The sequence below is a fragment of the Streptosporangium sp. NPDC000396 genome (genome assembly GCF_042898655.1).
GTDB lineage: Bacteria > Actinomycetota > Actinomycetes > Streptosporangiales > Streptosporangiaceae > Streptosporangium.
Genome location: NZ_JBIAZA010000048.1, coordinates 1 through 20259 on the forward strand (window position 1 = coordinate 1; position 20259 = coordinate 20259).

19 protein-coding genes are annotated in these 20259 nt (G+C 69.8%); 9 read left to right on the forward strand and 10 right to left on the reverse strand.

Annotated features, from left to right (window positions below; translation table 11 throughout):
• Positions 1 to 275 precede the first annotated feature (275 nt).
• The 8 genes from ACFY2X_RS44150 to ACFY2X_RS44185 form a co-directional block, all read right to left on the reverse strand.
• Positions 276 to 1820 (reverse strand): PucR family transcriptional regulator, encoded by a 1545-nt coding sequence (locus tag ACFY2X_RS44150; protein ID WP_389950469.1) that lies wholly within the window; start codon positions 1818 to 1820, stop codon positions 276 to 278.
• Between the two features lie 236 nt (positions 1821 to 2056).
• Entirely contained in the window at positions 2057 to 2416 is a 360-nt protein-coding gene (locus tag ACFY2X_RS44155) for a hypothetical protein (RefSeq protein WP_389950472.1), read from the reverse strand.
• Positions 2413 to 2877, reverse strand: coding sequence for a hypothetical protein (locus tag ACFY2X_RS44160; RefSeq protein WP_389950474.1), 465 nt, complete (start codon positions 2875 to 2877; stop codon positions 2413 to 2415). Before ACFY2X_RS44160 ends, ACFY2X_RS44155 begins: the two co-directional genes overlap by 4 nt.
• Before the next feature lie 102 nt (positions 2878 to 2979).
• Positions 2980 to 3144: a hypothetical protein gene (locus tag ACFY2X_RS44165; RefSeq protein WP_389950477.1), complete on the reverse strand. Its 165-nt coding sequence runs from the start codon at positions 3142 to 3144 to the stop codon at positions 2980 to 2982.
• Positions 3132 to 3659 carry a hypothetical protein gene (locus ACFY2X_RS44170; protein ID WP_389950479.1) on the reverse strand — a complete coding sequence of 176 codons (528 nt, stop codon included), beginning with the start codon at positions 3657 to 3659 and terminating at the stop codon, positions 3132 to 3134. Before ACFY2X_RS44170 ends, ACFY2X_RS44165 begins: the two co-directional genes overlap by 13 nt.
• Positions 3649 to 4173, reverse strand: a complete 525-nt coding sequence (locus ACFY2X_RS44175) for a hypothetical protein (protein ID WP_389950482.1) — start codon at positions 4171 to 4173, stop codon at positions 3649 to 3651. The genes ACFY2X_RS44170 and ACFY2X_RS44175 overlap by 11 nt, the downstream gene beginning before the upstream one ends.
• Positions 4170 to 4919 carry a hypothetical protein gene (locus tag ACFY2X_RS44180; protein ID WP_389950485.1) on the reverse strand — a complete coding sequence of 250 codons (750 nt, stop codon included), beginning with the start codon at positions 4917 to 4919 and terminating at the stop codon, positions 4170 to 4172. Before ACFY2X_RS44180 ends, ACFY2X_RS44175 begins: the two co-directional genes overlap by 4 nt.
• Before the next feature lie 304 nt (positions 4920 to 5223).
• A complete protein-coding gene (locus ACFY2X_RS44185; protein ID WP_389950488.1) occupies positions 5224 to 5841 on the reverse strand; it encodes a hypothetical protein in 618 nt (205 codons plus the stop codon).
• 88 nt (positions 5842 to 5929) lie between these two features.
• Between ACFY2X_RS44185 and ACFY2X_RS44190 the strand changes: the two genes are divergently transcribed.
• Positions 5930 to 7291, forward strand: a complete 1362-nt coding sequence (locus ACFY2X_RS44190; protein WP_389950491.1) for an APC family permease — start codon at positions 5930 to 5932, stop codon at positions 7289 to 7291.
• 45 nt (positions 7292 to 7336) lie between these two features.
• Positions 7337 to 7546: a hypothetical protein gene (locus ACFY2X_RS44195; RefSeq protein WP_389950493.1), complete on the forward strand. Its 210-nt coding sequence runs from the start codon at positions 7337 to 7339 to the stop codon at positions 7544 to 7546.
• Between the two features lie 55 nt (positions 7547 to 7601).
• Here the strand turns inward: ACFY2X_RS44195 and ACFY2X_RS44200 are convergent, their stop codons facing one another.
• Positions 7602 to 11144, reverse strand: a complete 3543-nt coding sequence (locus ACFY2X_RS44200; RefSeq protein WP_389950496.1) for a S8 family serine peptidase — start codon at positions 11142 to 11144, stop codon at positions 7602 to 7604.
• Between the two features lie 603 nt (positions 11145 to 11747).
• Between ACFY2X_RS44200 and ACFY2X_RS44205 the strand changes: the two genes are divergently transcribed.
• The 6 genes from ACFY2X_RS44205 (at position 11748) to ACFY2X_RS44230 (ending at position 17933) form a co-directional block, all read left to right on the forward strand.
• Positions 11748 to 12563 carry an MIP/aquaporin family protein gene (locus tag ACFY2X_RS44205; protein WP_389950622.1) on the forward strand — a complete coding sequence of 272 codons (816 nt, stop codon included), beginning with the start codon at positions 11748 to 11750 and terminating at the stop codon, positions 12561 to 12563.
• A 46-nt stretch (positions 12564 to 12609) separates the two neighbouring features.
• Positions 12610 to 14127 (forward strand): glycerol kinase GlpK, encoded by a 1518-nt coding sequence (gene glpK, locus ACFY2X_RS44210; RefSeq protein WP_389950498.1) that lies wholly within the window; start codon positions 12610 to 12612, stop codon positions 14125 to 14127.
• Between the two features lie 48 nt (positions 14128 to 14175).
• Positions 14176 to 14892: a maleylpyruvate isomerase family mycothiol-dependent enzyme gene (locus ACFY2X_RS44215; RefSeq protein WP_389950501.1), complete on the forward strand. Its 717-nt coding sequence runs from the start codon at positions 14176 to 14178 to the stop codon at positions 14890 to 14892.
• Between the two features lie 43 nt (positions 14893 to 14935).
• Positions 14936 to 15328, forward strand: a complete 393-nt coding sequence (locus ACFY2X_RS44220) for a DUF1622 domain-containing protein (protein ID WP_389950504.1) — start codon at positions 14936 to 14938, stop codon at positions 15326 to 15328.
• A gap of 137 nt (positions 15329 to 15465) precedes the next feature.
• A complete protein-coding gene (locus tag ACFY2X_RS44225; protein WP_389950507.1) occupies positions 15466 to 16134 on the forward strand; it encodes an AIM24 family protein in 669 nt (222 codons plus the stop codon).
• A gap of 425 nt (positions 16135 to 16559) precedes the next feature.
• Positions 16560 to 17933, forward strand: a complete 1374-nt coding sequence (locus ACFY2X_RS44230; RefSeq protein ID WP_389950509.1) for a glycosyltransferase — start codon at positions 16560 to 16562, stop codon at positions 17931 to 17933.
• 212 nt (positions 17934 to 18145) lie between these two features.
• On the opposite strand, the gene ACFY2X_RS44235 is transcribed toward ACFY2X_RS44230, so the two are convergent.
• Positions 18146 to 19327, reverse strand: coding sequence for an ROK family protein (locus tag ACFY2X_RS44235; RefSeq protein WP_389950512.1), 1182 nt, complete (start codon positions 19325 to 19327; stop codon positions 18146 to 18148).
• Positions 19328 to 20022: 695 nt separating this feature from the next.
• Between ACFY2X_RS44235 and ACFY2X_RS44240 the strand changes: the two genes are divergently transcribed.
• Positions 20023 to 20232 (forward strand): hypothetical protein, encoded by a 210-nt coding sequence (locus tag ACFY2X_RS44240; RefSeq protein WP_389950514.1) that lies wholly within the window; start codon positions 20023 to 20025, stop codon positions 20230 to 20232.
• The last annotated feature ends 27 nt before the right edge of the window (positions 20233 to 20259 follow it).

Below are 20259 nucleotides of genomic sequence, written 5' to 3' on the forward strand. Positions count from 1 at the left end.
CCGGCAACAAGAAGGCCTACTACAGCTTCGGCGTCACGCACGGCAAGGTCGCCGAGTACGGCATCGCCCTCAACAATCAGGACTGCTTCAACTAGTAGGGCTTGGTTACCTCGGGTAGGAGGCGGTGGGTTGCCTGCGGGGGTGAGGAGATGACACCACAGGAACACGAGGCCGTGCGCGAGCGGCTGGAGGCGTTCCTACTGGTCCGTGAGTCGCCCCACCTGCCGCCGAGACCTGCCCAGAAACGCCTGGCCCGTTTCCGCCTCCAAGCCCTACTAGAGCTGCCGATCCTGGCCGGCGGCCAGTGCGATGATCATCGCCAGCCGTTTCTCGGGCAGGTCGAGCCGCAGGTTCGTGATCTCGGCCATTCTCCGGAGCCGGTATCGGACGGTGTTGGGATGGACCGCGAGGCGGCCTGCGGCGACGGCCAGGTCTCCCTGCGCCTCCAGCCAGGCGCGCAGCGTCGCGATGTACCGGGTGCCGTGCTCCGCGTCATGCGCGGTCAGTTCGGCGACCGGCCCGCGGGCGGGAACGCGTCCCGACGAGGCGGCCGCCCGGAGACGTTGCAGCAGGATCTCGTCCCACGATTCGTCGTAGACGACGGGCGGGGCGCCACCGGGCCGCGCCGTCCGCAGGGCGAGGCTCTCGTCGGCCTCCTGCCTGCTCGCGGGCAGCTGCGCGGGCCCCGCCGCCCCGCCGACGCCGGCGTACACGGTGACCTGCTGCGGCAGGGCGTTCACGATTGCGGCGAGCCAGTCGCGTGCGGGGGCGACGTCGTTGTCACAGGGCAGCACCGTGTACAGGGTGTTGCCGAACAGCGCGCTGCGTCCCGGCCGTGACCAGCCGAAACCGGTGGTCGCGCGTTCGAAGGCCAGCAGGATCGCGGCGTGCCTCTCCTCGGCGACGTGCGCCTGGAGCGCGATCACCCGGAACTGCCCCCGGGGCAGGCCGAGCCTGCTGATCACGGCGGGCGCGTCGGCCGTGCCCTCCAGCAGCCGGATGACGAGATCGGACTCCACCTGACGCTCCAGGTCCGCGCTGACCCGGGAGCGCAGCAGGTGCAACGCGACCGCCCGTGCCCCGTCGCCCAGGACGATCCGGCGCTCGTCGGACAGCGGGCGATCGCACTCGACCCATATCGACCCCAGCAGCTCGCGTCCGGCGCGCATGGCGACCACCATGCGGCCTCTGAGCCCGTGTGCCGGTGAGGGCTCGACGAACAGCGGCTCGTCGGAGGCCGCCAGGTGCGCGAAGACGCCCTGCCGCTCCAACTGCCGCCGGATCCTGTCCGGCACCCGCCTGCCCAGGATCGTCTCCAGCCGTGCCGGGTCGGCGGTCTGCTGCGAGCCGGAGTAGGCCAGGACACGTGACATCTGGTCCTCGATCGTCACCGCGCAGCCGATCTCGGCCGCGAGCGTGTCCGCGAAGGCGAGCAGGTCGGTCGGCCCGCGCCCGGCCTCGGTGTCGCGGCCTTCGAGTACCAGGCCGTACACCACGCCGAAGAGCTGGCTCCAGGACACCTCCGGTTCGACCAGCAGCACGGCGATCCCGGCGTCACGGGCGCCCGCGAGGGCGTCCTCGTCGAGTGGCGGGTCTCCGCGCACCAGCACCGCGGCGGCACGTGCCGACCGTGCCAGGCGTACGGCGTCGGCCGCCGAATCCACGCCGACCGACAGGAACACGTCACCGGTCGCGGGGCGTGTGTCGGTCGGATCGTGCACCACCACGCTGCGCAGTTCCACGTTCCGCGACGCCGGAGCGCAGCACAGGTGGGCCCCGTAGCCGCCGAGAACGTTCACCAGCCGATCCAGCCTCAGCATCCGCCGCGCCCGCCCGGGACCGTGGCGATCATGGTGCCGGACGTCTCGCGACAGGGGAACTCCCTGAGGGAGTTCCGTGCCCGGGTGAGGAGGTGCTGGTGACGTTCGTCCGGATCCATCCGTTCCACGCCTATGATTCTCCTCCGCCCGGCACGTGCCCCGCGGCCGGCGGCGGGGCTCGACGCCGCCCGGTGACGCCCGGTGTCGGCTGGTGACGCCGATTGGGGTCCCCGCGCTCAGTAGGTGGCCGTCCTCCCGGTCTCCCGGCGCCTGGGCAGATGCAGCGCGCGCTGCCAGCCGATCCACGCCGCGAGCTTCAGCGCGGCGGGCCATCGCCCTGGGGCGACGAGGGTGGCGCCCCGCCACATCATGCGCGGTCCCTTCAGGACCTCGACGGCCCCGCCGGGCCCTCGCACGATCAGCAAGGGTGCCGCGCACCGGGGAAGCCCCGCCAGCGCCGGGAACTCCCGGCCCAGGTGCGGGTCCCGGCAGGACCGCACGATCACCGGCGGGGCCAGGACCCGCGAGAGCCGCCCGGCGATGGCCGAGCAGCTCCCGCAGGTGGCGTCGTAGACCACGACCAGCGAGACGATCACGCCAGCAACCCTAGCGCCAGCGAGGCGACGGCCGACGCGGCGGTCGCGGCCGCCAGGAGCCGCTTGTTGTCGTCCCAGAGGAAGGACCACGAGCCGTCGTCGCTGTGCGTGACGCTCGCCGCCGCCATGATCCAGCGGGCGAGGGCGAAACCGGCCCCCGCGGCCAGCGCGCCGGGGAACGGCACGGCGAGCAGCAGGGCGAGGAGGACGAGATGCGGCAGCGAGGACGGGGAGTAGGTGCGCATGCCCGTGCCCATCTCGAATCCGAACTGGATGCCGCCGAGCACACGCCCGCGATGGAGCACATGTTCGGGAACCAGCCGCGCGTTCTCCGGAACGCGCAACGTGATCAGCCCCGTTTCCCGCAGCAGCACGATCACCGCGAGCACGCCCAGCAGTGCCAGCCGTACCGCCGTGGGCAGCACCGACTGGACCACGCCGCCGAACGCGGCGGCGACCACCGCGACGCTCCACGCGCCGAGCAGCAGGCCGACGCCGAAGTAACCGAGAGCACCAGAACCGCGCCAGACCGACGCGCTCAGCAGGAACGCCGAGTTGTGGCTTCAAGTGCTGCCGGAGTTGGCGTATCCGGCGTTGAGCCCCGCCCAGAAGAAGAACAGGAGAGCCGGGCCCTTCATCACCGCCGGCACGGCGGGGCCGAGCACGATCGGCACCGCCAGCAGCAGGGGGTGGAGGGCCCGGCGCCGGAGTTCGATCAAAGCTTGCACACCGAGATCGTCAGGTCGGTGTAGCTCTCACCGTCGTTCCACACCGTCCTGGTGCTGGCGTCGGAGCAGCGGTAGACCTTGCCGCTGACGGTCCACCGCCACGCGTTGCGGTTGGAGCACGTGGTGACCCGGTGAGAGGTGTAACCCTCGTCGTGGTAGCCGCGGAACCCCTCGAAGTGGCGCTTGTTCGAGTTGCACGGGTAGCCGCCCATCCGCCAGCCGCCGAAGCAGGCCTTGGGGCCGCCGCCCCAGTTCGAGGGCTCCTCGGCGTAACCGCCGGAGTAGGCGTCCCGGCAGTTGGTGCGGGTCCACTCCGAGGTGGGGCCGACCGCCAAAGCCGCGCGCCGGGAGATGACCCAGTCGAACGGCACCAGGGCCGCGGTGGCGACCGCGACGGCCATGCCCTTGAGGACCGTACGGCGAGCTGCGGGCGTCGCCGGGATCATCGAGCGCACCATGCTGGGCGCGGCGTCGGCGGGAACGTCGTGGAGCGAGGGGATCAGGTCATGGCGCATGAAGGCTCCCGGAGTCGGAGAGGGTGGGGAAGAGTTCGGTCCAGAGCAGGGAGAGGTCGGTGTCGCCGTACACGAACCGGCGCTCGACGATCTCGCCGGAGGTGCCGATCACGTAGACGCAGGGGGTGTAACCCTCGTAGAGGGCCGTCCACAAGTCGGGATCCGTGATCCGTTCGACGGACCCGGACGACGGCTCGCCGAACACCTCGGCCGTCTCGGCGGAGGAGAACAGGCTGACGACGCGGACGCCCGGGATCGGCCGCTGCGCGAACTCCCACACGCGGTGGCAGGTGCCGCAGCCGGCGTCGATCAGGAGCACCAGCGTGCGGGCGTTGTCGCCGGTGGGACGCAGCGCGTCGGGCGCGGCCCTGGCATCGTCGGCGAGCATGGCGCCGCGCGGGTTCAGCACCGACTGCTCCAGCATCCGCAGCCGTATGTAGACACCCCCGACGGCGAGGATCGCGAAGATGGAAAGGACGATCGCGATCAGGGCGAGTGAGGTGGAGAGCGTCATGCCGCCCACGTGACCCGCAGGCCGGACAGCACCGAGTCGACGCGGGCGTCGTCGGAGGCGACGCGCGCCCGCGCCGCGTCCGGGGACATCGGGAAGATGATCTCGGCGATGGAGGTGGGGTTGGCGTAGATGTAACGCCACTCGTACGGGGTGCCGGCGAGCTGGGCGGCCTGCTCGCCGTCCAGCTCCAGCTTCTCCTTCCACATCTCCGTGTCGCCCTGGACCGCCCCGCGGTGCTCGGGCAGCTCCTCCCGGGCGGCCCGGGCGTCCTTGATCATCACGATCAGGTCGTCGCTGCGTCCGATGACCACGGTGCCGAACTGCTGCAGGCTCATCGCCGGCACGGCCGGGACCAGCCTGGCGCCCTCGGGGGAGTCGGTGAAGGACACCGCGGAGACGGTGTGGTTCAGCACGGCGCGCCGGGGAGCCGCGCCGCCGAACCAGGTGGTCACCTCGTTGTGCGGCCCGGCCCACACCAGGCAGCTCTGCGAGCGGTCGGCGGCCTCGTACAGCACCAGGTCGTAACCGTTCTGCCGGAAGACCTCGGTGCGGCCACCGGGGAAGATCTTGCTGGGGATGACGCGGTGCTGGCCGGCCTGGGCGAAGCTGAAGTTGCGCACCAGGGACGGCCCTCCGAGCCGGGTGTGGCCGTGCCACGCCAGCGAGCCGGCCTCGGAGGGAAGGGCGATGTCGAGCCGGGATCCGTCGGGGGCTAGCCGGACGATCTGGGACAGAGTGGCGACCATGGGTCCCCTTACTTGATCTACTTGACAGCTGAAAGACCGCCCCAGTGTTGATCATTCGTAATTGGCGGGTCAATAGATCTGTTTGGGGAAAAGCGTGCTTCGTGATTCATCCCACATCATGATGGTAATGGTCGCACTAATGGCCATATTTTGGATGGCATTTTATGGCTCGGGGTACATAATCCCAATAACGGTCATACTTACTGTCCTATTTAGGTATGCCCTTTTATAGCCTGTCCCGCGTGCGCCGGTAACGGGTATGCCGATGTTCCGGCCCGCGTCGGCCGTCGTCGTCTCCCGGCCGTCATCGCCTCCCGGTGGCCGTCCCGGCGTTCGCCCGGCGGCGTCTGAGCGCGACGAACGCGACGAACGCGATGCCCGCCGCGAGCCCGGTGGCTGCGCCCCAGATCCACCCCGGCGGGCCGGAAGTCGCGGCGGGACCCGGTTCACCGGTCAGGGCGGTGCCGGCCGGAGGCTCGGCGGGCAGGCCGAGCTGAGTGAGAGTGTCCTTGAGGAAGGCGGGCGCGCGATACCAGCCGGTCCGCACCACGAGCTTCTGCGAGGGCGTGTGGACGACCGGGGCCGGAAGCGCGTAGGGATAGAGGTCCTGGACAACCTCGGCCTGCTCGCCCGGCGCGTGCCAGGCCAGCCGGTAGCCCGGCCCGAGCCGGCCCGACGGCCGTTCGCTCTGGAACCGGCCCGGCAACTCGCTGATGAGAGCCGTGTCGATGGCCGTGCCCATGCGAAGCGTGCTCAGCCTGGCGCTCGCGGCCGGGTCGCTCGGCTTCACCGTGACGGGAGCGGACAGCCCCGGTCCGGTGAGGATCGCGCTGTCCACCCCCTTCGCCCATGCGGGCGGGGCCGCGACGACCAGAACCGAGGCGAGAAACGCCACCAGGAGAAAGCTGTTCTTACGTCTCATGCCTTCTCTACCACCCGATGCCTCCCGAGGTTCCCGGAACCGATGGACGGGTCGCATCAAGGGCACGGGTGAGGGAACGAGATCACGTATGACACTGCCCACCCCCGAGGCCGAACGGGTTTCCCTCAAGCGGGTCATCGGCCCCAAACTTCTCGTCCTCTTCATAATCGGCGACATCCTCGGCACCGGCGTCTACGCGCTCACCGGCAAGGTGGCGGGCAAGGTCGGCGGGGCGTTGTGGATGCCGTTCCTGCTCGGGTTCGTCATCGCCCTGCTGACGGCGATGTCCTATGTCGAGCTCGTGACGAAGTATCCACGGGCGGCCGGTGCCGCCCTCTACACCCAGCGGGCCTTCCGAAGGCCGTTCCTGACGTTCATGGTGGCGTTCGCGGTCATGTGCTCGGGGCTCACCTCGGCCAGCGCGGCGGCGCGTGCCATCGGCGGTGACTACCTGAAGGCGTTCGTCACGGTCCCCGGCGTCGCCGTCGGTGTCGTCTTCATCCTGGCCATCGCGTTGCTGAACTATCGCGGCGTCTCGGAGTCGGTGAAGACCAACATCGTGTTCACGCTCATCGAGCTGACCGGGCTCGTGGTGATCATCGCCATCGGCGTGTACGCGGTCGCCACCGGCGCCGGGGAACCCGCCAGGCTGACCGAGGTCCGCACCGACCAGGCCGGAGGCCTGCTTCTCGCGCTTCTCGGAAGTACGGCCCTGGCCTTCTTCGCGTTCGTCGGGTTCGAGGACTCGGTGAACATGGCCGAGGAGACCGAGAACCCCTCGCGCAACTTCCCTCGGGCGATCTTCCTCGGGGTGGCGATCACCAGCACGATCTACATCCTGGTCGCTCTGACCTCCTCGCTCCTGGTCGACTACCGGGTTCTGGAGAAGTCGTCAGGGCCCCTGCTGGAGGTGGTCAAGGCGGGAGGGATCAGCTTCCCGCCCCAGCTGTTCGCGGCGATCGCCATGTTCGCCGTGGCCAACTCCGCGCTGATCAACATGATGATGGCGTCTCGGCTGGTGTACGGCCTGGCCCGGGAACGGGTCGTGCCGGGCGCCCTGGGATGGGTCGATCCGCGCCGCCGTACACCGGTGGTCGGGATCATCTTCACCACGGCGCTCGCCGTCGCCCTGGTCTCGACGGGGGAGATCGCGGGGCTCGGTGACACCACGGCCTTCCTGCTGCTGTGCGTCTTCACGGTCGTGAACGTGGCCGTCCTCGTGCTCCGCAGGGACACCGTGGAGCATTCGCACTACCGGACGCCGACGGTTCTGCCCGTGATCGGAGCCGTTCTGGCCTTCGTCCTGGCCAGTCCCCTGACGGGCAGGCCCGCCGAGGTCTACATCCGGGCCGGTGTGCTGCTGGGGATCGGCCTCGTCCTGTGGGTGATCAACTGGCTGGTGACCCGGCGCCAGGCGCCGGCGACGGGCGCGGAGCCGGGCCGGAATTAAACGACCTGCAAATTGTCGGTGGGGTAGGAAAGAATGATCCCCATCATGTTTACAACCGTTACAACCCCCTCTCTTCCTTTCGCCGCCACGGTGTCCCAGAGCGGTGACATCGTGGTCTTCTACCTCGGTCCCGAGCCGCGCATGACACCGGAGCAGGCGCTCGTGTTCGCCGACCAGCTCCGCGAGCTGGCGGCGGAGACGGCACGCGTCGACGTGTCCCATGCGCTGAGCGGCGTCTGGGCCGAAGCCGTCTGACGAGCGCGGCCCGCCCCGCCACGGGGGCGGGGCGGGCCGACGCCGGTTCAGGCCGCTACGGGGTGGCCTTGTCGGGGCGTTCGGAGATGCGGATGGCGTTGACGATGGTCTCGCCGGTCCGCTCGGCGAACCGCACGTTGAGCTGACCGTCGGTGACCTTCACCGTGTACTGGCGGGTGGTGGCGGTGTAGGCGCCGACCTCCAGAGCCAGGTCCAGCGCGGGGATCGCGAGCTGGCCCTCGATGATGACGTCGAAGACGCGCCGGCCCTCACGCATGGCCCGGGTCTCGGCGAAGCCCAGCTCGACGGTGTAGGTGCCGTTGGGCACCTGGTCGAAGCGATACTCCAGCATCGACTCGCGGGCGCTCTTGAACAGCGCCTGCTCGGTCGTGCCCTTGATCGCCTTGCTCGCCGTGTGCGTCCTGTTGCTGCCCACGTAGCCGTGGCCGCCCTGGCTGTACTTCCGGTCGGCGGTCCAGCGGTCACCGGCGGCGTCGACGACCTCCTTGGTGCCTCCCGCGTCGATGGCGACCTGGTGCTTGGGCACCACGACCTTCACGGTGATCTCGATCTGCGGATTGCGGCCGCTCGCCGAGCGAACCAGCAGCCTGCCGGTGCGAACGGTGCCCGGCTGGACGCCCGCGCTTGAGGCGGTGACCTTCAACGCCACCGACGCGCCCGAGCCGAGCTCGCCACTGGCGGGCGTCACGCCCAGCCAGCCCTGGGCGGGATCGGTCACGACGGTGTAGGCGGTGGCGCTGCCCAGGTTGGTCAGCTCGACCGCGCCGTTCCTGGTGGATTCGGCCGGCATCACCAGGGTCAGCTCGCCGGCCGCGGCCGTCACCCGGCCGGTGGTCAGGGCGGTGTCGACCCGGGTCTGGGCTCCGGCGGTGACGGTGGCCTCCCGGGAGAAGGTTCCGTAGTTCTCCTTGGAGACCTCGACCCGGTAGTCGCCCACCGGGATCTGCCCGAGGAACGTGCCGTTCTCCCCGGTGGTGAAGGTCGCCACGTCGCTCTCGGCGGCGAGGGTCGCCGCGCTGCTCACCCTCACCGTCGCGCCCGCCAGCGGCCTGCCGTCGTTGGCGTCGGTGACGGTACCGGTCAGCAGCCCGTGCCGGCTCGCGGTGAAGGTCAGGCTCTGGCCGTCCCTGAGCGCGGCGCTGTTGAAGGAGTACTGCAGCGCGTCGGTGCCGCCCGCGTTCTCGACGCCCACCGTGGCGCTGGTGCCGGAGGCGCGGTCGTTGGTGATGCCGCGATAGCGGAATCCGATCGAGCCGTCCTCGCCGAGCAACGCCGAGAACGAGATGCGCTGGGTGGCGTCGGAGTAGAACCGGGCGTTGCGCCATTCGATGACGAAGGTGCGCTTCGGTGCGGTTCCGACGGTGGCGGTGTAGACCCCGGCCTGGTCGTCCAGCACCAGGTCGTCCCAGTAGGGATAGAGCGCCGCGTTGGGCGCGCCGGTGGAGGGCAGGGCTCCGTTGCTCGCCGTGGTGCTTGAGGCGGTGAAGCTCAGGAACCCGTTGCTGCTGATCCAGCCGCCGGTGTAGCCGCTGCCGTAGAACGGGAAGGTGAACGGGAGCGTGACCGGCTGGGCCGCGTCGTCGCCGGTGAGCGGATGCCTTTCGGTGCCCGCGACGTACGCTTCGGCGGCGCTGGCGCAGGTGTAGCCGAAGGAGTCGGCACGGCGTGGCAGCTCGATGTCCTTGGTCAGGTCGCCGTTCACTGTGATCGACGCGGTGAGGCCGCTCGCGCACCGGGAGAGCGGGGTGACGGTCAGCTCGTAGGTGCCGTTCGGCAGCGTGAGCCGGTACCGCCCCGCGGCGTCGGTGACCGCGCTGACCGGGGTGCCCACCGCGGTCACCGTGGCGCCCGCCTCGGGTGCACCCGCGGCGGTGACCGTTCCCGACACCGCGCCCGAGGGCTGCTGCGTCAGCGGCACGTCCTTGGTGACCGTCTGGTCGGCCACGATGGTGACGGTCGCGGTGGCGTCGCCGTACCCGAACTTCCTGACGGTGATCTGGTAGTCGCCCTCCAGCAGCCGGGGCAGCGTGTACGTCCCGTCCTGCGCGGTGGTGACCATACGGCTCTGCGGCCCGGTGACGGTGAGGCTCGCTGCGGCCACCGGTGCGCCGTTGGCGGTGACGGTGCCCCTCAGCCCGCCGAGTGCCCCGACGGGAGCGGCCTGGACCGCGGCGAACGCGTCGAGCCGGCCCTCGCCCCAGACGTTGTTGTCCGCGGGGGTGCCGCCGCAGCGCGTGTCGTCGACGTCGATCGCGGTCCGGTCGAGCAGCGCCCGCGTGGCGGCGATGTCGCCCTGAAGGGCGGGCGAGGCCGACCACATCAGCGCCACGGTGGCCGCCAGGTGCGGGGCGGCCATCGACGTGCCGGAGAAGGCGTCGTAGCCGCCGCCGGCCACGGACGAGCGCACGTTGACGCCGGGCGCCGCGAGGTTGGGCTTGATCTCGCCGTTCTCGCCGGCCCCGCGGGTGGAGAAGCTCGCGATCGCGTTGTTGACGTCGAACGCGCCGGCGCTGTAACTGGAGACGTACTGCCCGGGGGAGCCGCTGGAGTTGCATCCCGCGCCGGTGAGGTTGCCGTTGGCGAAGGCGGGGAAGATGCCCGCCGCGACCCACGCCTCGACGGTCTCCTTGTACCAGGGGTCGAAGCCGCCGCCGCCCCAGGAGTTGTTGACGATGTCCGGTGCCAGATCGGGGCGCGGGTTGTGGCCGCTCAGATCGGTGGGCGCGAGCACCCACTGCCCCGCGGCGAGCAGCGAGGCGTCGGAGCAGGTGTTGGACTCGCAGCCCTTGACGGCGATCCACTTCGCGCCGGGGGCGACGCCGATGGTGTTGGCGCCGCCGTCACCGCCCACCATGGTGCCCATGGTGTGGGTGCCGTGGTCGTTGTTGTCGCACGGTGCGGCGCCCGGGCACACCCCCGCCGGGTCGAACCAGTTGTAGTTGTGGTCGAGGCTGCCGTCGGCCCTCCTGCCGCGATACTGGGTGGCCAGGGCGGGGTGGTCGAACTGCACACCGGTGTCGATGTTGGCCACGACGACGCCCTCGCCGCGGGTGCCGAGTTCGTTCCAGACCCTGGGGGCGTTGACGCGGTCGATGTTCCACTCGACCGCGTTGACCTTCGCCACCTGCTCGCCCGGCAGCGGTTCGGGCAGCTTGGCGGCGCGGCTGGGCTCGATCCGCTCCACCTCGGGCAGCTTCGCGATCTCCGTGGCCAGCTTGGTGTCGCCGGTCACCTGGATGGCGTTGACGATCCAGAACGGGGTGAAGTCGGCGTGCTCGGCGGTGAGGAGCCTGCGCAGGCCCGCCTGCGATGATGCGGCGAGCCCGGTCTTGGCCTGGAAGACCTGCCTGGCCTTCTCGGTCTTGGTCGTGGCCTTGCGGGCCGCGCTGAGGTCGGCGTCGCTTTTCAGACGCACCCAGAAGGTGGCCTTGTCATCCGCGGCCAGCTCCGCCAGGACGGCCTTGTCGATCTTGTCGGGATCGGGTGCGGCCTGGGCCACGCCCTGGGGGAGCAGGAGCATGAGAACGGCGGTGGCCCCCATCAGGACCGCTCGCCAGTGTCGGGGGGTGTTGGACACGCAGTCTCCTTCACGCCGGGCGGGAGGGTCCCGCCGGGGAAAGTGGCGCGGGGTGCACATGATCTTTACAACCCACGTGGAGAATCGTGAATGGATCATGTCTACTTTTCAAGCACTTGACTTACTAAAGCGCGATATGTCATAGGAATTTAATGGGGGTGGGCCGTGATCGGCGGGAAGGCGGGTTCCGCCGCCGAACGGGAAACATGTGGCGTTCGCCGTGGTCGACCGGCGGCCGTAACGGGCAGGGAGAATCCGGGATGGACGGCGTCATTGTGACCGATGGCCGCCCCGGCGGGTCCGGAAGCCCTTGACGATCTTCGATATGCCTGTGAGATGGGCTGTTGTCAATTTCGGTACGCTTCTTTGGATAATTCGCACCATCTATTGATAGCGGGATATGTGTAATATGTGCCGTATTGGGAGATTTTGATAGCGATCGGGTAATGCTGTCTGGCATTTGATGGCCGGGCAATCGCCGGCCGCGAGGAAGGCCGCGCGGCCCACGGCGGCGTACCTGGGAGCGGCCCGCCCATGACCGGTCTTCGCCTCGGAGCGGTTCACGGGAAGGACGAGCCGCGCAGCTTCGAAGAAGGGGGAGACATGGCCGAACCAGGAAAAACCCCCAGACTTATCGGCGAGTTAGCCTCTGAGTTCGCGGGAACCATGATCCTGATCCTGTTCGGCGTGGGCGTCGTGGCCCAGGTGGTCGCCGGTGGCATCGGTGATCACGACAGCATCGCGTGGGGGTGGGGTCTCGGCGTCGTGCTCGGCGTCTACACCGCGGGCCGCCTCAGCGGCGCGCACATCAACCCGGCCGTCACGGTCGCGCTCGCGGTCTTCAAGGGCTTCTCCTGGCGAAAGGTGCTGCCGTACTCGCTGGCGCAGATCGCCGGCGCGTTCGTGGCCGCGCTGATCGTGCGGTGGAACTACACCGAGGTGCTCGCCAAGGCCGATCCCGGTCACACGATCAAGACCCAGGGCGTCTTCTCGACGCTGCCGGGTAACGGGGTGCTTCCGGTGGACACGTGGGGAGCCTTCCGTGACCAGATCATCGGCACCGCGATTCTGCTGTTCCTCGTCCTCGCCGTCACCGACCTGAACAACACCGCGCCCGGGGCGAACATGGCTCCGTTCATCATCGGGCTGATCGTCGTGGCGATCGGCATGGCCTGGGGCACCGACGCCGGCTACGCCATCAACCCGGCGCGCGACCTCGGCCCGCGCCTGGCCTCGTTCCTCACCGGCTACGAGACGGCCTGGCGTGATCAGTACGGTCAGCTCTACTTCTGGGTGCCGATCGTGGGACCGCTGATCGGCGGGGTGCTCGGCGCGGGCCTGTACCAGCTCCTCGTGGGGCGGTTCCTGCCGATCGCGGAGCCCGAGCCTGGCCGCGTACCGACGGAAGGCGAGCGCTGACCGGCCTGAAGCGCCGGTGGACACGCCACAAAGGGGGCAAGATTTCATGGCTGACTTCGTTGGAGCGGTCGACCAGGGCACGACGAGCACCCGCTTCATGGTCTTCGACCACGGCGGCAACGAGATCGCCCGGTACCAGCTGGAGCACGAGCAGATCCTGCCCCAGGCCGGCTGGGTCGAGCACAACCCGGTGGAGATCTGGGAACGCACCCGCGCGGTGATCGAGACGACCATGGCCAACGCCAATCTGACCGCGGCGGACCTGGCCGCGCTGGGCGTCACCAACCAGCGCGAGACCACCGTGGTGTGGAACCGGACAACCGGCCGGCCCTACTACAACGCCATCGTCTGGCAGGACACCCGCACCGACCGCATCGCCGCCGCGCTGGAGCGCGAGGGCAAGGGCGACGTCATCCGCCGCAAGGCGGGCCTGCCACCGGCCACCTACTTCTCCGGCGGCAAGATCCAATGGATCCTGGAGAACGTCGAGGGGGTCCGCGAGGCCGCCGAGGCCGGCGAGGCGATCTTCGGCAACACCGACACCTGGCTGCTGTGGAACCTCACCGGCGGCACCGACGGCGGCGTGCACGTCACCGACCCCACCAACGCCAGCCGCACCATGCTCATGAACCTGGAGACCCTGGACTGGGACGACGAACTGCTGTCGTTCTTCGGCATCCCCCGGCGGATGCTGCCCGCCATCCGGCCCTCCTCCGACCCGGACCTGTACGGCCGCACCCGGCCCAGGGGGCCGCTGCGCGGTGAGGTGGGCCTCTCGGGCGACCTGGGAGACCAGCAGGCGGCGACCGTCGGACAGGTCTGCTTCGAGGTGGGCAAAGCCAAGAACACCTACGGCACCGGCAACTTCCTGCTGCTCAACACCGGCCACGAGCCGGTCCGGTCCAAGCACGGCCTGCTCACCACCGTGTGCTACCAGTTCGGCGCCGACCGGCCGGTCTACGCGCTGGAGGGCTCGATCGCGGTGACCGGCTCGGCGATCCAGTGGCTGCGCGACCAGCTGCACATCATCTCCGACGCGGCGCAGAGCGAGACGCTCGCCCGGCAGGTCGAGGACAACGGCGGGGTCTACTTCGTGCCCGCCTTCTCCGGCCTGTTCGCCCCGTACTGGCGCTCCGACGCCCGCGGCGCCATCGTCGGGCTGTCCCGGTTCAACACCGACGCCCACCTGGCCCGGGCCACCCTGGAGGCGATCTGCTACCAGACCCGGGACGTCGTCGAGGCCATGCACAGTGACTCGGGAGTCGTCCTCGACGTGCTGCGGGTGGACGGCGGGGTCACCGCCAGCGAGCTGTGCATGCAGCTCCAGGCCGACATCCTCGGCGTGCCGGTGTCCAAGCCGGTCGTGGCCGAGACCACCGCGCTGGGCGCGGCCTACGCCGCCGGCATGGCCGTCGGCTTCTGGCAGACGACCGACGAACTGGAGCAGAACTGGAACGAGGACCGGCGCTGGCAGCCGCAGTGGTCCGACGAGCAGCGCGCGGAAGGGTACGCCCAGTGGAAGAAGGCCGTGGAACGCACCTTCAACTGGGTCGAGGTTCACTGACCGGCCGCCCGCCGTTCCGCACCGGTGTCCGTGGGTACCGCTGTTGACATGGCTTCACATGCGAAGGATCCGCTGGCGGATCTCAATCCTTTCGACATATTCGACGCCGAGGCGGCCCGCCTGGACCGCTATTTCTCGGGCCTCGGCGATGACGGCTGGGACCGTCCCTCGCGGTGCGAGGGCTGGTCCGTGCGGGACGTCCTGGGGCACCTGGCCGGGGAGGAGCTGTACAACCACGCCTGCCTGAACGGCGACGTCGAGGGGTTCTCCGAGATGCTCCGGCGCGAGGGCGTCGGTGGCGGTTTCAACGGCTTCAACGAGTGGTGCGTACGGCGCCGCCGTGACGTCCCCCTCGAGGAGGTGCTCCAGGAATGGCGGCGGGCGAACGGTGAGACGCGTGAACGCATGCGCGCGCTCGGCCGGGACGCGCTGCTGCAGACCCTGGCCGGGCCGTACCCGGTGGGCCTGCAGACCTTCCACTACGACTCCGAGTACGCCACCCACGCCGACGACGTGGGGGTGCCCGTGTCGGACCACGAGATCGACGAGCGGGAATGGTGGCGGGCCGCGGTGGGCGCGTTCGTGCTCGGCGAGCAGGGCTCGAAGGTCCAGGTCGAGCTGACCGCCGACGGGGTGTGGCTGTACGCGGACGGGGTGAGCGCCCAGTTGCCTCCCTCGGAGTTCGTCGAGGCGACGGTCGGCCGGTTGCCGGACAGCGTTCCTCTCGACCCCGGGCTCAGGGCCGCCCTGCGCTGCCTGGCGTGAGGCCGCCCCGGTTAGGCCTGCGGACCAGGGGTAACAGCAGCACATGCTTGATCTTTTACCCGAGGAAACCCTGGTGGAGGTCGTCAATCTGTTCGTTCGCCTTGTCGAGGCCGCCGGCGCGCTCGTCATCTTCGTCGGCGCGGCGGTGGCCTTCGTGCGGTTCGTGTGGGTCGCCGTACGCCGCCAGGGTGACGACGGGTTCGTCACCGTACGGCTGTCCCTGGGGCGGTTCCTCACGCTGGGGCTGGAGTTCCAGCTGGCCGGCGACGTGCTGCGCACGGCCATCGCGCCGAGCTTCACGCAGATAGGGCAGCTGGCGGCGATCGCCACCATCCGGACCGTGCTGAACTTCTTCCTGAGCAGGGAGATCGAGCGGGAGGGGCGTACGGTGAACGACGCATCCCGCCTGCCCGGAGCCGGTGCGAAGGACGGCTGAGCCGCTCGCGGCGGCCGTCGGCCTGATCGCCATGGCGGGAGTGAATCCGCCGGGGAACTCCTGGCCTGCTCCGCTCGTCCTTTCCCATGGAATTCCTCTCCCATGGAGTTTCTTCCGACACCGAAAGGCCTTCCGCCGTGCGCAGTCCGTTCTTCGGGAACCTGGATCAGGGCCAGGTCCCCGGTCACTTCGCTCTGCAGAACTCCAAGATGCTGCGCGTGCAGCTGAACGGAGACGTGCTGGCGAGGCAGGGGTCGATGGTCGCCTTCCAGGGGCAGATGGATTTCGACTACGAGGGATCCGGCGGGGTGGGACGGTTCCTGAAGAAGATGGTCACCGGTGAGGGCACGCCGTTGATGCGGGTCCGCGGGCAGGGCCTGCTCTTCCTCGCCAGCAACGCCGACGACGTGCACCTGTTCTACCTGGAGAACGAGGCGCTCACCGTCAACGGGACCAACCTGCTGGCCTTCGACCCGCAGCTCACCTGGGACATCCAGCGCGTGCAAGGCGCCGGCATCGCCACCGGCGGCCTGTTCAACACCACGATCCAGGGCACCGGCTGGGTGGCGGTCACCGCGCACGGGGCACCGGTGCTGCTCGACACCTCCCACGCGCCGACCTTCGCCGACAGCCAGTCCGCGGTGTGCTGGAGCGCCGGGCTGCGCGTGGGCGTCAACCACACCCTCAAGGCGGGGGCGCTCATCGGCCGGGGGAGCGGCGAGGCCGCGCAGCTGGCCTTCCAGGGGCAGGGCTTCGTCCTGGTCCAGGCCAGCGAGGGCCCGATCATCCCGCAGGCGAAGAGCTGATCACGGCGTTCCGCGGTCCGCCGGGACCGCGGTCCGGCACGAGCGGCACCAGGTAGTCGCGGCGGCCCTGGACGAACGCCATCGTCCGCGACCCGTGCACATGCCAGAGCAGGATTCTCACGGGGCGGCTTCGGCGCTGGATCCGATCATCATGTCCACGGCGGCGGCACGGGTACCTCCGGCGTGTTCTCGCGGACGTGTTCGATACCCCGGGCCAGGCGAACAGCCCGAAAACTTAAGAAAGATATTTGGCGATATATAACGCTCTTAACATGTCTTTCCCCATATGTCCGTTTTGAAAATCGCTTCGCCTGGTAGTTATCCAGTTACATGCGGAGAGGCGGGCCTATGGAATTTCTCGGGAGGGCGGATCCGTCGCCCGTGGTGGGCAGAGAGAGAGGTTCACCCCGGAACCCGTCACCGATGTGGGCGGAAAGACGACCTTCGCCGGGCCCGCCGCGATGCTCGGCGACCGGCACGCCCCCCGCCGGGCCGTCCGAACCCGGATCCGCCCGCTTCCCGGCCGTCCGGGTCTGCCGCCGACGGCGACCGTGCAGGTCGTCGAGGCCGCCAACCGCCTGGCGTTCCTGGGAGGAGGCCGTTCAATGAGGATCGCCCTGGTATCGGAACACGCCAGCCCCCTCGCGGCCATCGGCGGCGTCGACACGGGCGGCCAGAACGTCCACGTCGAGGCCCTGGCCACCGCGCTGGCCGCGCGGGGGCACGAGGTCACCGTCCACACCCGCCGCACGGCCGTGGCTCAGCCGGACACCGTCCCGGCCGGTCCCGGCGTGAGCGTCGAGCACGTCCCCGCCGGTCCTCCCGCGCCCGTTCCCAAGGACGAGCTCCTGCCGTACATGGGGGCCTTCGGCGCGCACCTGGCGAAGCGCTGGACCGACCGGCCTCCCGATGTGGTCCACGCCCACTTCTGGATGAGCGGGCTGGCCGCGCTGACGGCCGCGCGAGGCCTCGGCATCCCCGTCGTGCAGACCTTCCACGCCCTGGGCACGGTCGAACGGCGCTGGCAGGGTGCCGCCGACACCAGCCCGCCCGAGCGGATCGCCGTAGAGGCCGACATCGGGCGGCAGGTCCACGCGGTCGTGGCCACCTGCCGTGACGAGGCGGGCGAGCTGCTACGGATGGGCGTCTGCGGCGAGCGGATCGCCGTCGTGCCCTGCGGAGTCGATCTCGGCCTCTTCCGGCCCGACGGGCCGGCCGCCCCTCGCGGGCCGGGACCGCGCGTCCTCAGCATCGGCCGTATGGTTCCACGCAAGGGCCTGGACACCGTCATCCAGGCCCTGCGCCACCTGCCGGACGCCGAGCTGCTCATCGCCGGCGGCGTGCCGGAGGACGACGAGGCGACGCGGCTGGCACGCATGGCCGGCGGATACGGCCTGACCGGCCGGGTCCACCTGATCGGCAGCGTCGGCCGCGCCGAGGTTCCGGCCCTGATTCGCTCGGCCGACGTCCTGGTGACCGTGCCCTGGTACGAACCGTTCGGCATGGTCCCGCTGGAGGCGATGGCCTGCGGGGTGCCCGTGATCGCCTCCGCCGTCGGCGGCCACCTCGACACGGTCGCCGGGTGCGGGGTGCTGGTGTCACCTCGCCGCCCGAGCGCTCTCACCCGGGCCCTGAGCGACGTGCTGAGCCGCCCGGACCTGCGAGCCTCACTGTCGGAGGCGGGCCTGCGGCGTGCCCGGTCCAGGTACGGCTGGCCGCGCGTGGCCGCACGCACCGAGGCCGTCTACCTGGCCGTGCTCGCCGGTCGCCGGACCGGGATCGCTGTGGCGGGAGGCTGACCGTGTACCCACATCTGTCGCGCCTGAGCATCGCGCTGTCCGCCGTGGACGCCCACACTGCGACGATCTCCGTGTGCGGCGGTGGTGCGACCTGCTCGGCTGGTACGGCATCGCGGCCGACCCGGCCGAACTGATCTGGAAATCGGCGTCCTGGACGTCCTCGACGCCGCCTTCCGGCGGTTCCGGTGGCGGCGGGGTGCCGGCGGAGCGGATCAGGAGCCGATCACGGACTGGTCGACGGCGCCGGGGTCCAGGACGTGCTCGATCACCATGACGGCGGCGCCGATCACGCCCGCGCGGTCGCCCAGCTCGCTGGCGACGATCGTCAGGTGCTGGGTGGCGAGGGGGAGGGACCGGCTGTAGATGACCTCGCGCAGACCGGCCAGGACCTGCTCCCCGGCCTCGGCGATGTCGCCGCCGACCACGATCACCGAGGGGTTGAAGAAATTCACGATCGAGGCGAGGACGTCGCCGACCTCGCGGCCCGCCTGGCGGATGAGCTGGACGGCGTGCGTGTTGCCGCCCCGCACGAGGCGGACGATGTCGCGGCTGCCGGTGGCGTCCACGCCGCCGGCGCGCAGGCGGGCGGCCATGGCGGCGCCGCTCGCGACCGCCTCCAAGCAGCCGAGGTTGCCGCAGCGGCAGACGATGTCGACGGCCGAGGCCACCTGGATGTGGCCGATGTCGCCCGCCGCGCCCTGGGCGCCCCGGTGGAGGCGGCGGTCGCTGATGATGCCGCAGCCGATGCCGGTGCCGATCTTGACGAAGATGAGGTGGTCGGCTTCGGGGCGGGCGGCCCAGTGCTCGCCCAGAGCCATGATGTTCACGTCGTTGTCGACGAGGACGGGTGCGCCGAGGCGCTCGCCGAGCCACTCGGGGACGGGGAAACCGTCCCATCCCGGCATTATCGGCGGATTGACCGGCCGCCCCGAGCTGTGCTCCACCGGGCCGGGAAGGCCCACGCCGATGCCGCAGACCTCGTCCGTGGTGTGACCGGTCTCGGCGAGCATCTCCTCGAAGGTGCGCTGAAGCCAGGTGAGCGTTTCCTCGGGCCCGCGCTCTATCGGCATCTCCTCCGCCCGCTCGGCGAGAACCTCGGTGCCGAGGTCGGTGATCGCCACCCTGGCGTGGGTGGCGCCGAGGTCGGCGGCGAGGACGACGCGGGCGGCGCGGTTGAAGGTGAAGGCGACCGCGGGCCGGCCTCCTGAGGAGATGGCCTCCTCTGTCGGGACGATCCACTGCTGGCTCAGCAGCGCGTCGAGGCGCTGTCCAAGGGTGGACCGGGCCAGCCCTGTCAGCTGCACCAGTTCGGCCCGGGTCCGGGCCTGACCGTCGCGCAGGATCTTCAGAAGCGCCCCCGCACCGGCGATTGAACTGTTCGCTTCGCTCAGCATGCGCACAGTCAACACTCCTCGCTTCCAACCAGTCAAAGCAACTTACGTTCGCTTTTTGCTTCATTATGCCTGGAGATCCGCTATTTTAGCTTGATCATCGGCATAAACCCTTCGGCACCCCGGAGTCTGGAGGGGTCGCCGGAGTCTGGAGGGGTTGGAAGGGCGCCGGCGGCGGCGAGGCGGCCGCTACGGCGGGTCGCCCCCTCGTCTCCGAGGGCTGTGAACGGGGTCAGGGGGCCGGGGTCCGCCGCATGTCCTCCGGGCGTCCGTCGCCGAGCCGTACGGACCCGTTGGCCGCCCCGGTGGAGAGCGCGGAAAACATTCCGGGAAATTCTTTTCCGGTTCCCGAAGGCCGGGAGGGAGATTTTGCTCGCAGTGCTTCTCGTGTTTAAGGCCGGCCGCGGGAGGGCGATCCAGCGGGAAGTCTCGTAAAAGCCGAGGGGAATTCCAGGGGAAGGGTGCCTGCGAGGAAGCATGGTCGGGCATGACGGAAATTTCTCCTCTGGTTCTTCTTCGTGGCCGGAGGGTAATCCGAGGAAACTGATGCCTTTATCCTCCCGGGAAGACCGTGGGTGCTTTTCCGGGCTAGCGTTGAATTCAGGTTTTGTGCCGTTCCGGCGTCACCTGCGACATCGGTCCGGTGTTCTGCGACCCGGCATCACCCGGGCGTGGCCGACTCGACATGGGGTGATCTCATGATCAAGATCAGATACGCTCTCGCCACCGGCGCCGTGGCGGTCTCCGCCCTCGTCGTCCCCGTGACGATGTCGGCCCAGCCCGCCGGTGCGACGTCGGCCCGGTCGGCTGATGCGGGCATCACGTCCGTCTTCATGGTGGCCGCGAATTCCGGCCGGCAGTACGCCGACCCGGATGACGGCGACGACGACGGCCCTTACGACGACTGACCCGTACGGCGACTACCCGTACGGCGG

What these genes read in the sequence shown, in the direction of transcription:
- ACFY2X_RS44150 (WP_389950469.1), bottom strand. Translation starts at nt 1,820, where the DNA reads ATGCTGAGGCTGGATCGGCTGGTGAACGTTCTCGGCGGCTACGGGGCC.
- ACFY2X_RS44170 (WP_389950479.1), bottom strand. Translation starts at nt 3,659, where the DNA reads ATGCGCCATGACCTGATCCCCTCGCTCCACGACGTTCCCGCCGACGCC.
- ACFY2X_RS44175 (WP_389950482.1), bottom strand. Translation starts at nt 4,173, where the DNA reads ATGACGCTCTCCACCTCACTCGCCCTGATCGCGATCGTCCTTTCCATC.
- ACFY2X_RS44180 (WP_389950485.1), bottom strand. Translation starts at nt 4,919, where the DNA reads ATGGTCGCCACTCTGTCCCAGATCGTCCGGCTAGCCCCCGACGGATCC.
- ACFY2X_RS44185 (WP_389950488.1), bottom strand. Translation starts at nt 5,841, where the DNA reads ATGAGACGTAAGAACAGCTTTCTCCTGGTGGCGTTTCTCGCCTCGGTT.
- ACFY2X_RS44190 (WP_389950491.1), top strand. Translation starts at nt 5,930, where the DNA reads ATGACACTGCCCACCCCCGAGGCCGAACGGGTTTCCCTCAAGCGGGTC.
- ACFY2X_RS44195 (WP_389950493.1), top strand. Translation starts at nt 7,337, where the DNA reads ATGTTTACAACCGTTACAACCCCCTCTCTTCCTTTCGCCGCCACGGTG.
- ACFY2X_RS44205 (WP_389950622.1), top strand. Translation starts at nt 11,748, where the DNA reads ATGGCCGAACCAGGAAAAACCCCCAGACTTATCGGCGAGTTAGCCTCT.
- glpK (WP_389950498.1), top strand. Translation starts at nt 12,610, where the DNA reads ATGGCTGACTTCGTTGGAGCGGTCGACCAGGGCACGACGAGCACCCGC.
- ACFY2X_RS44215 (WP_389950501.1), top strand. Translation starts at nt 14,176, where the DNA reads ATGGCTTCACATGCGAAGGATCCGCTGGCGGATCTCAATCCTTTCGAC.
- ACFY2X_RS44220 (WP_389950504.1), top strand. Translation starts at nt 14,936, where the DNA reads ATGCTTGATCTTTTACCCGAGGAAACCCTGGTGGAGGTCGTCAATCTG.
- ACFY2X_RS44235 (WP_389950512.1), bottom strand. Translation starts at nt 19,327, where the DNA reads ATGCTGAGCGAAGCGAACAGTTCAATCGCCGGTGCGGGGGCGCTTCTG.
- ACFY2X_RS44240 (WP_389950514.1), top strand. Translation starts at nt 20,023, where the DNA reads ATGATCAAGATCAGATACGCTCTCGCCACCGGCGCCGTGGCGGTCTCC.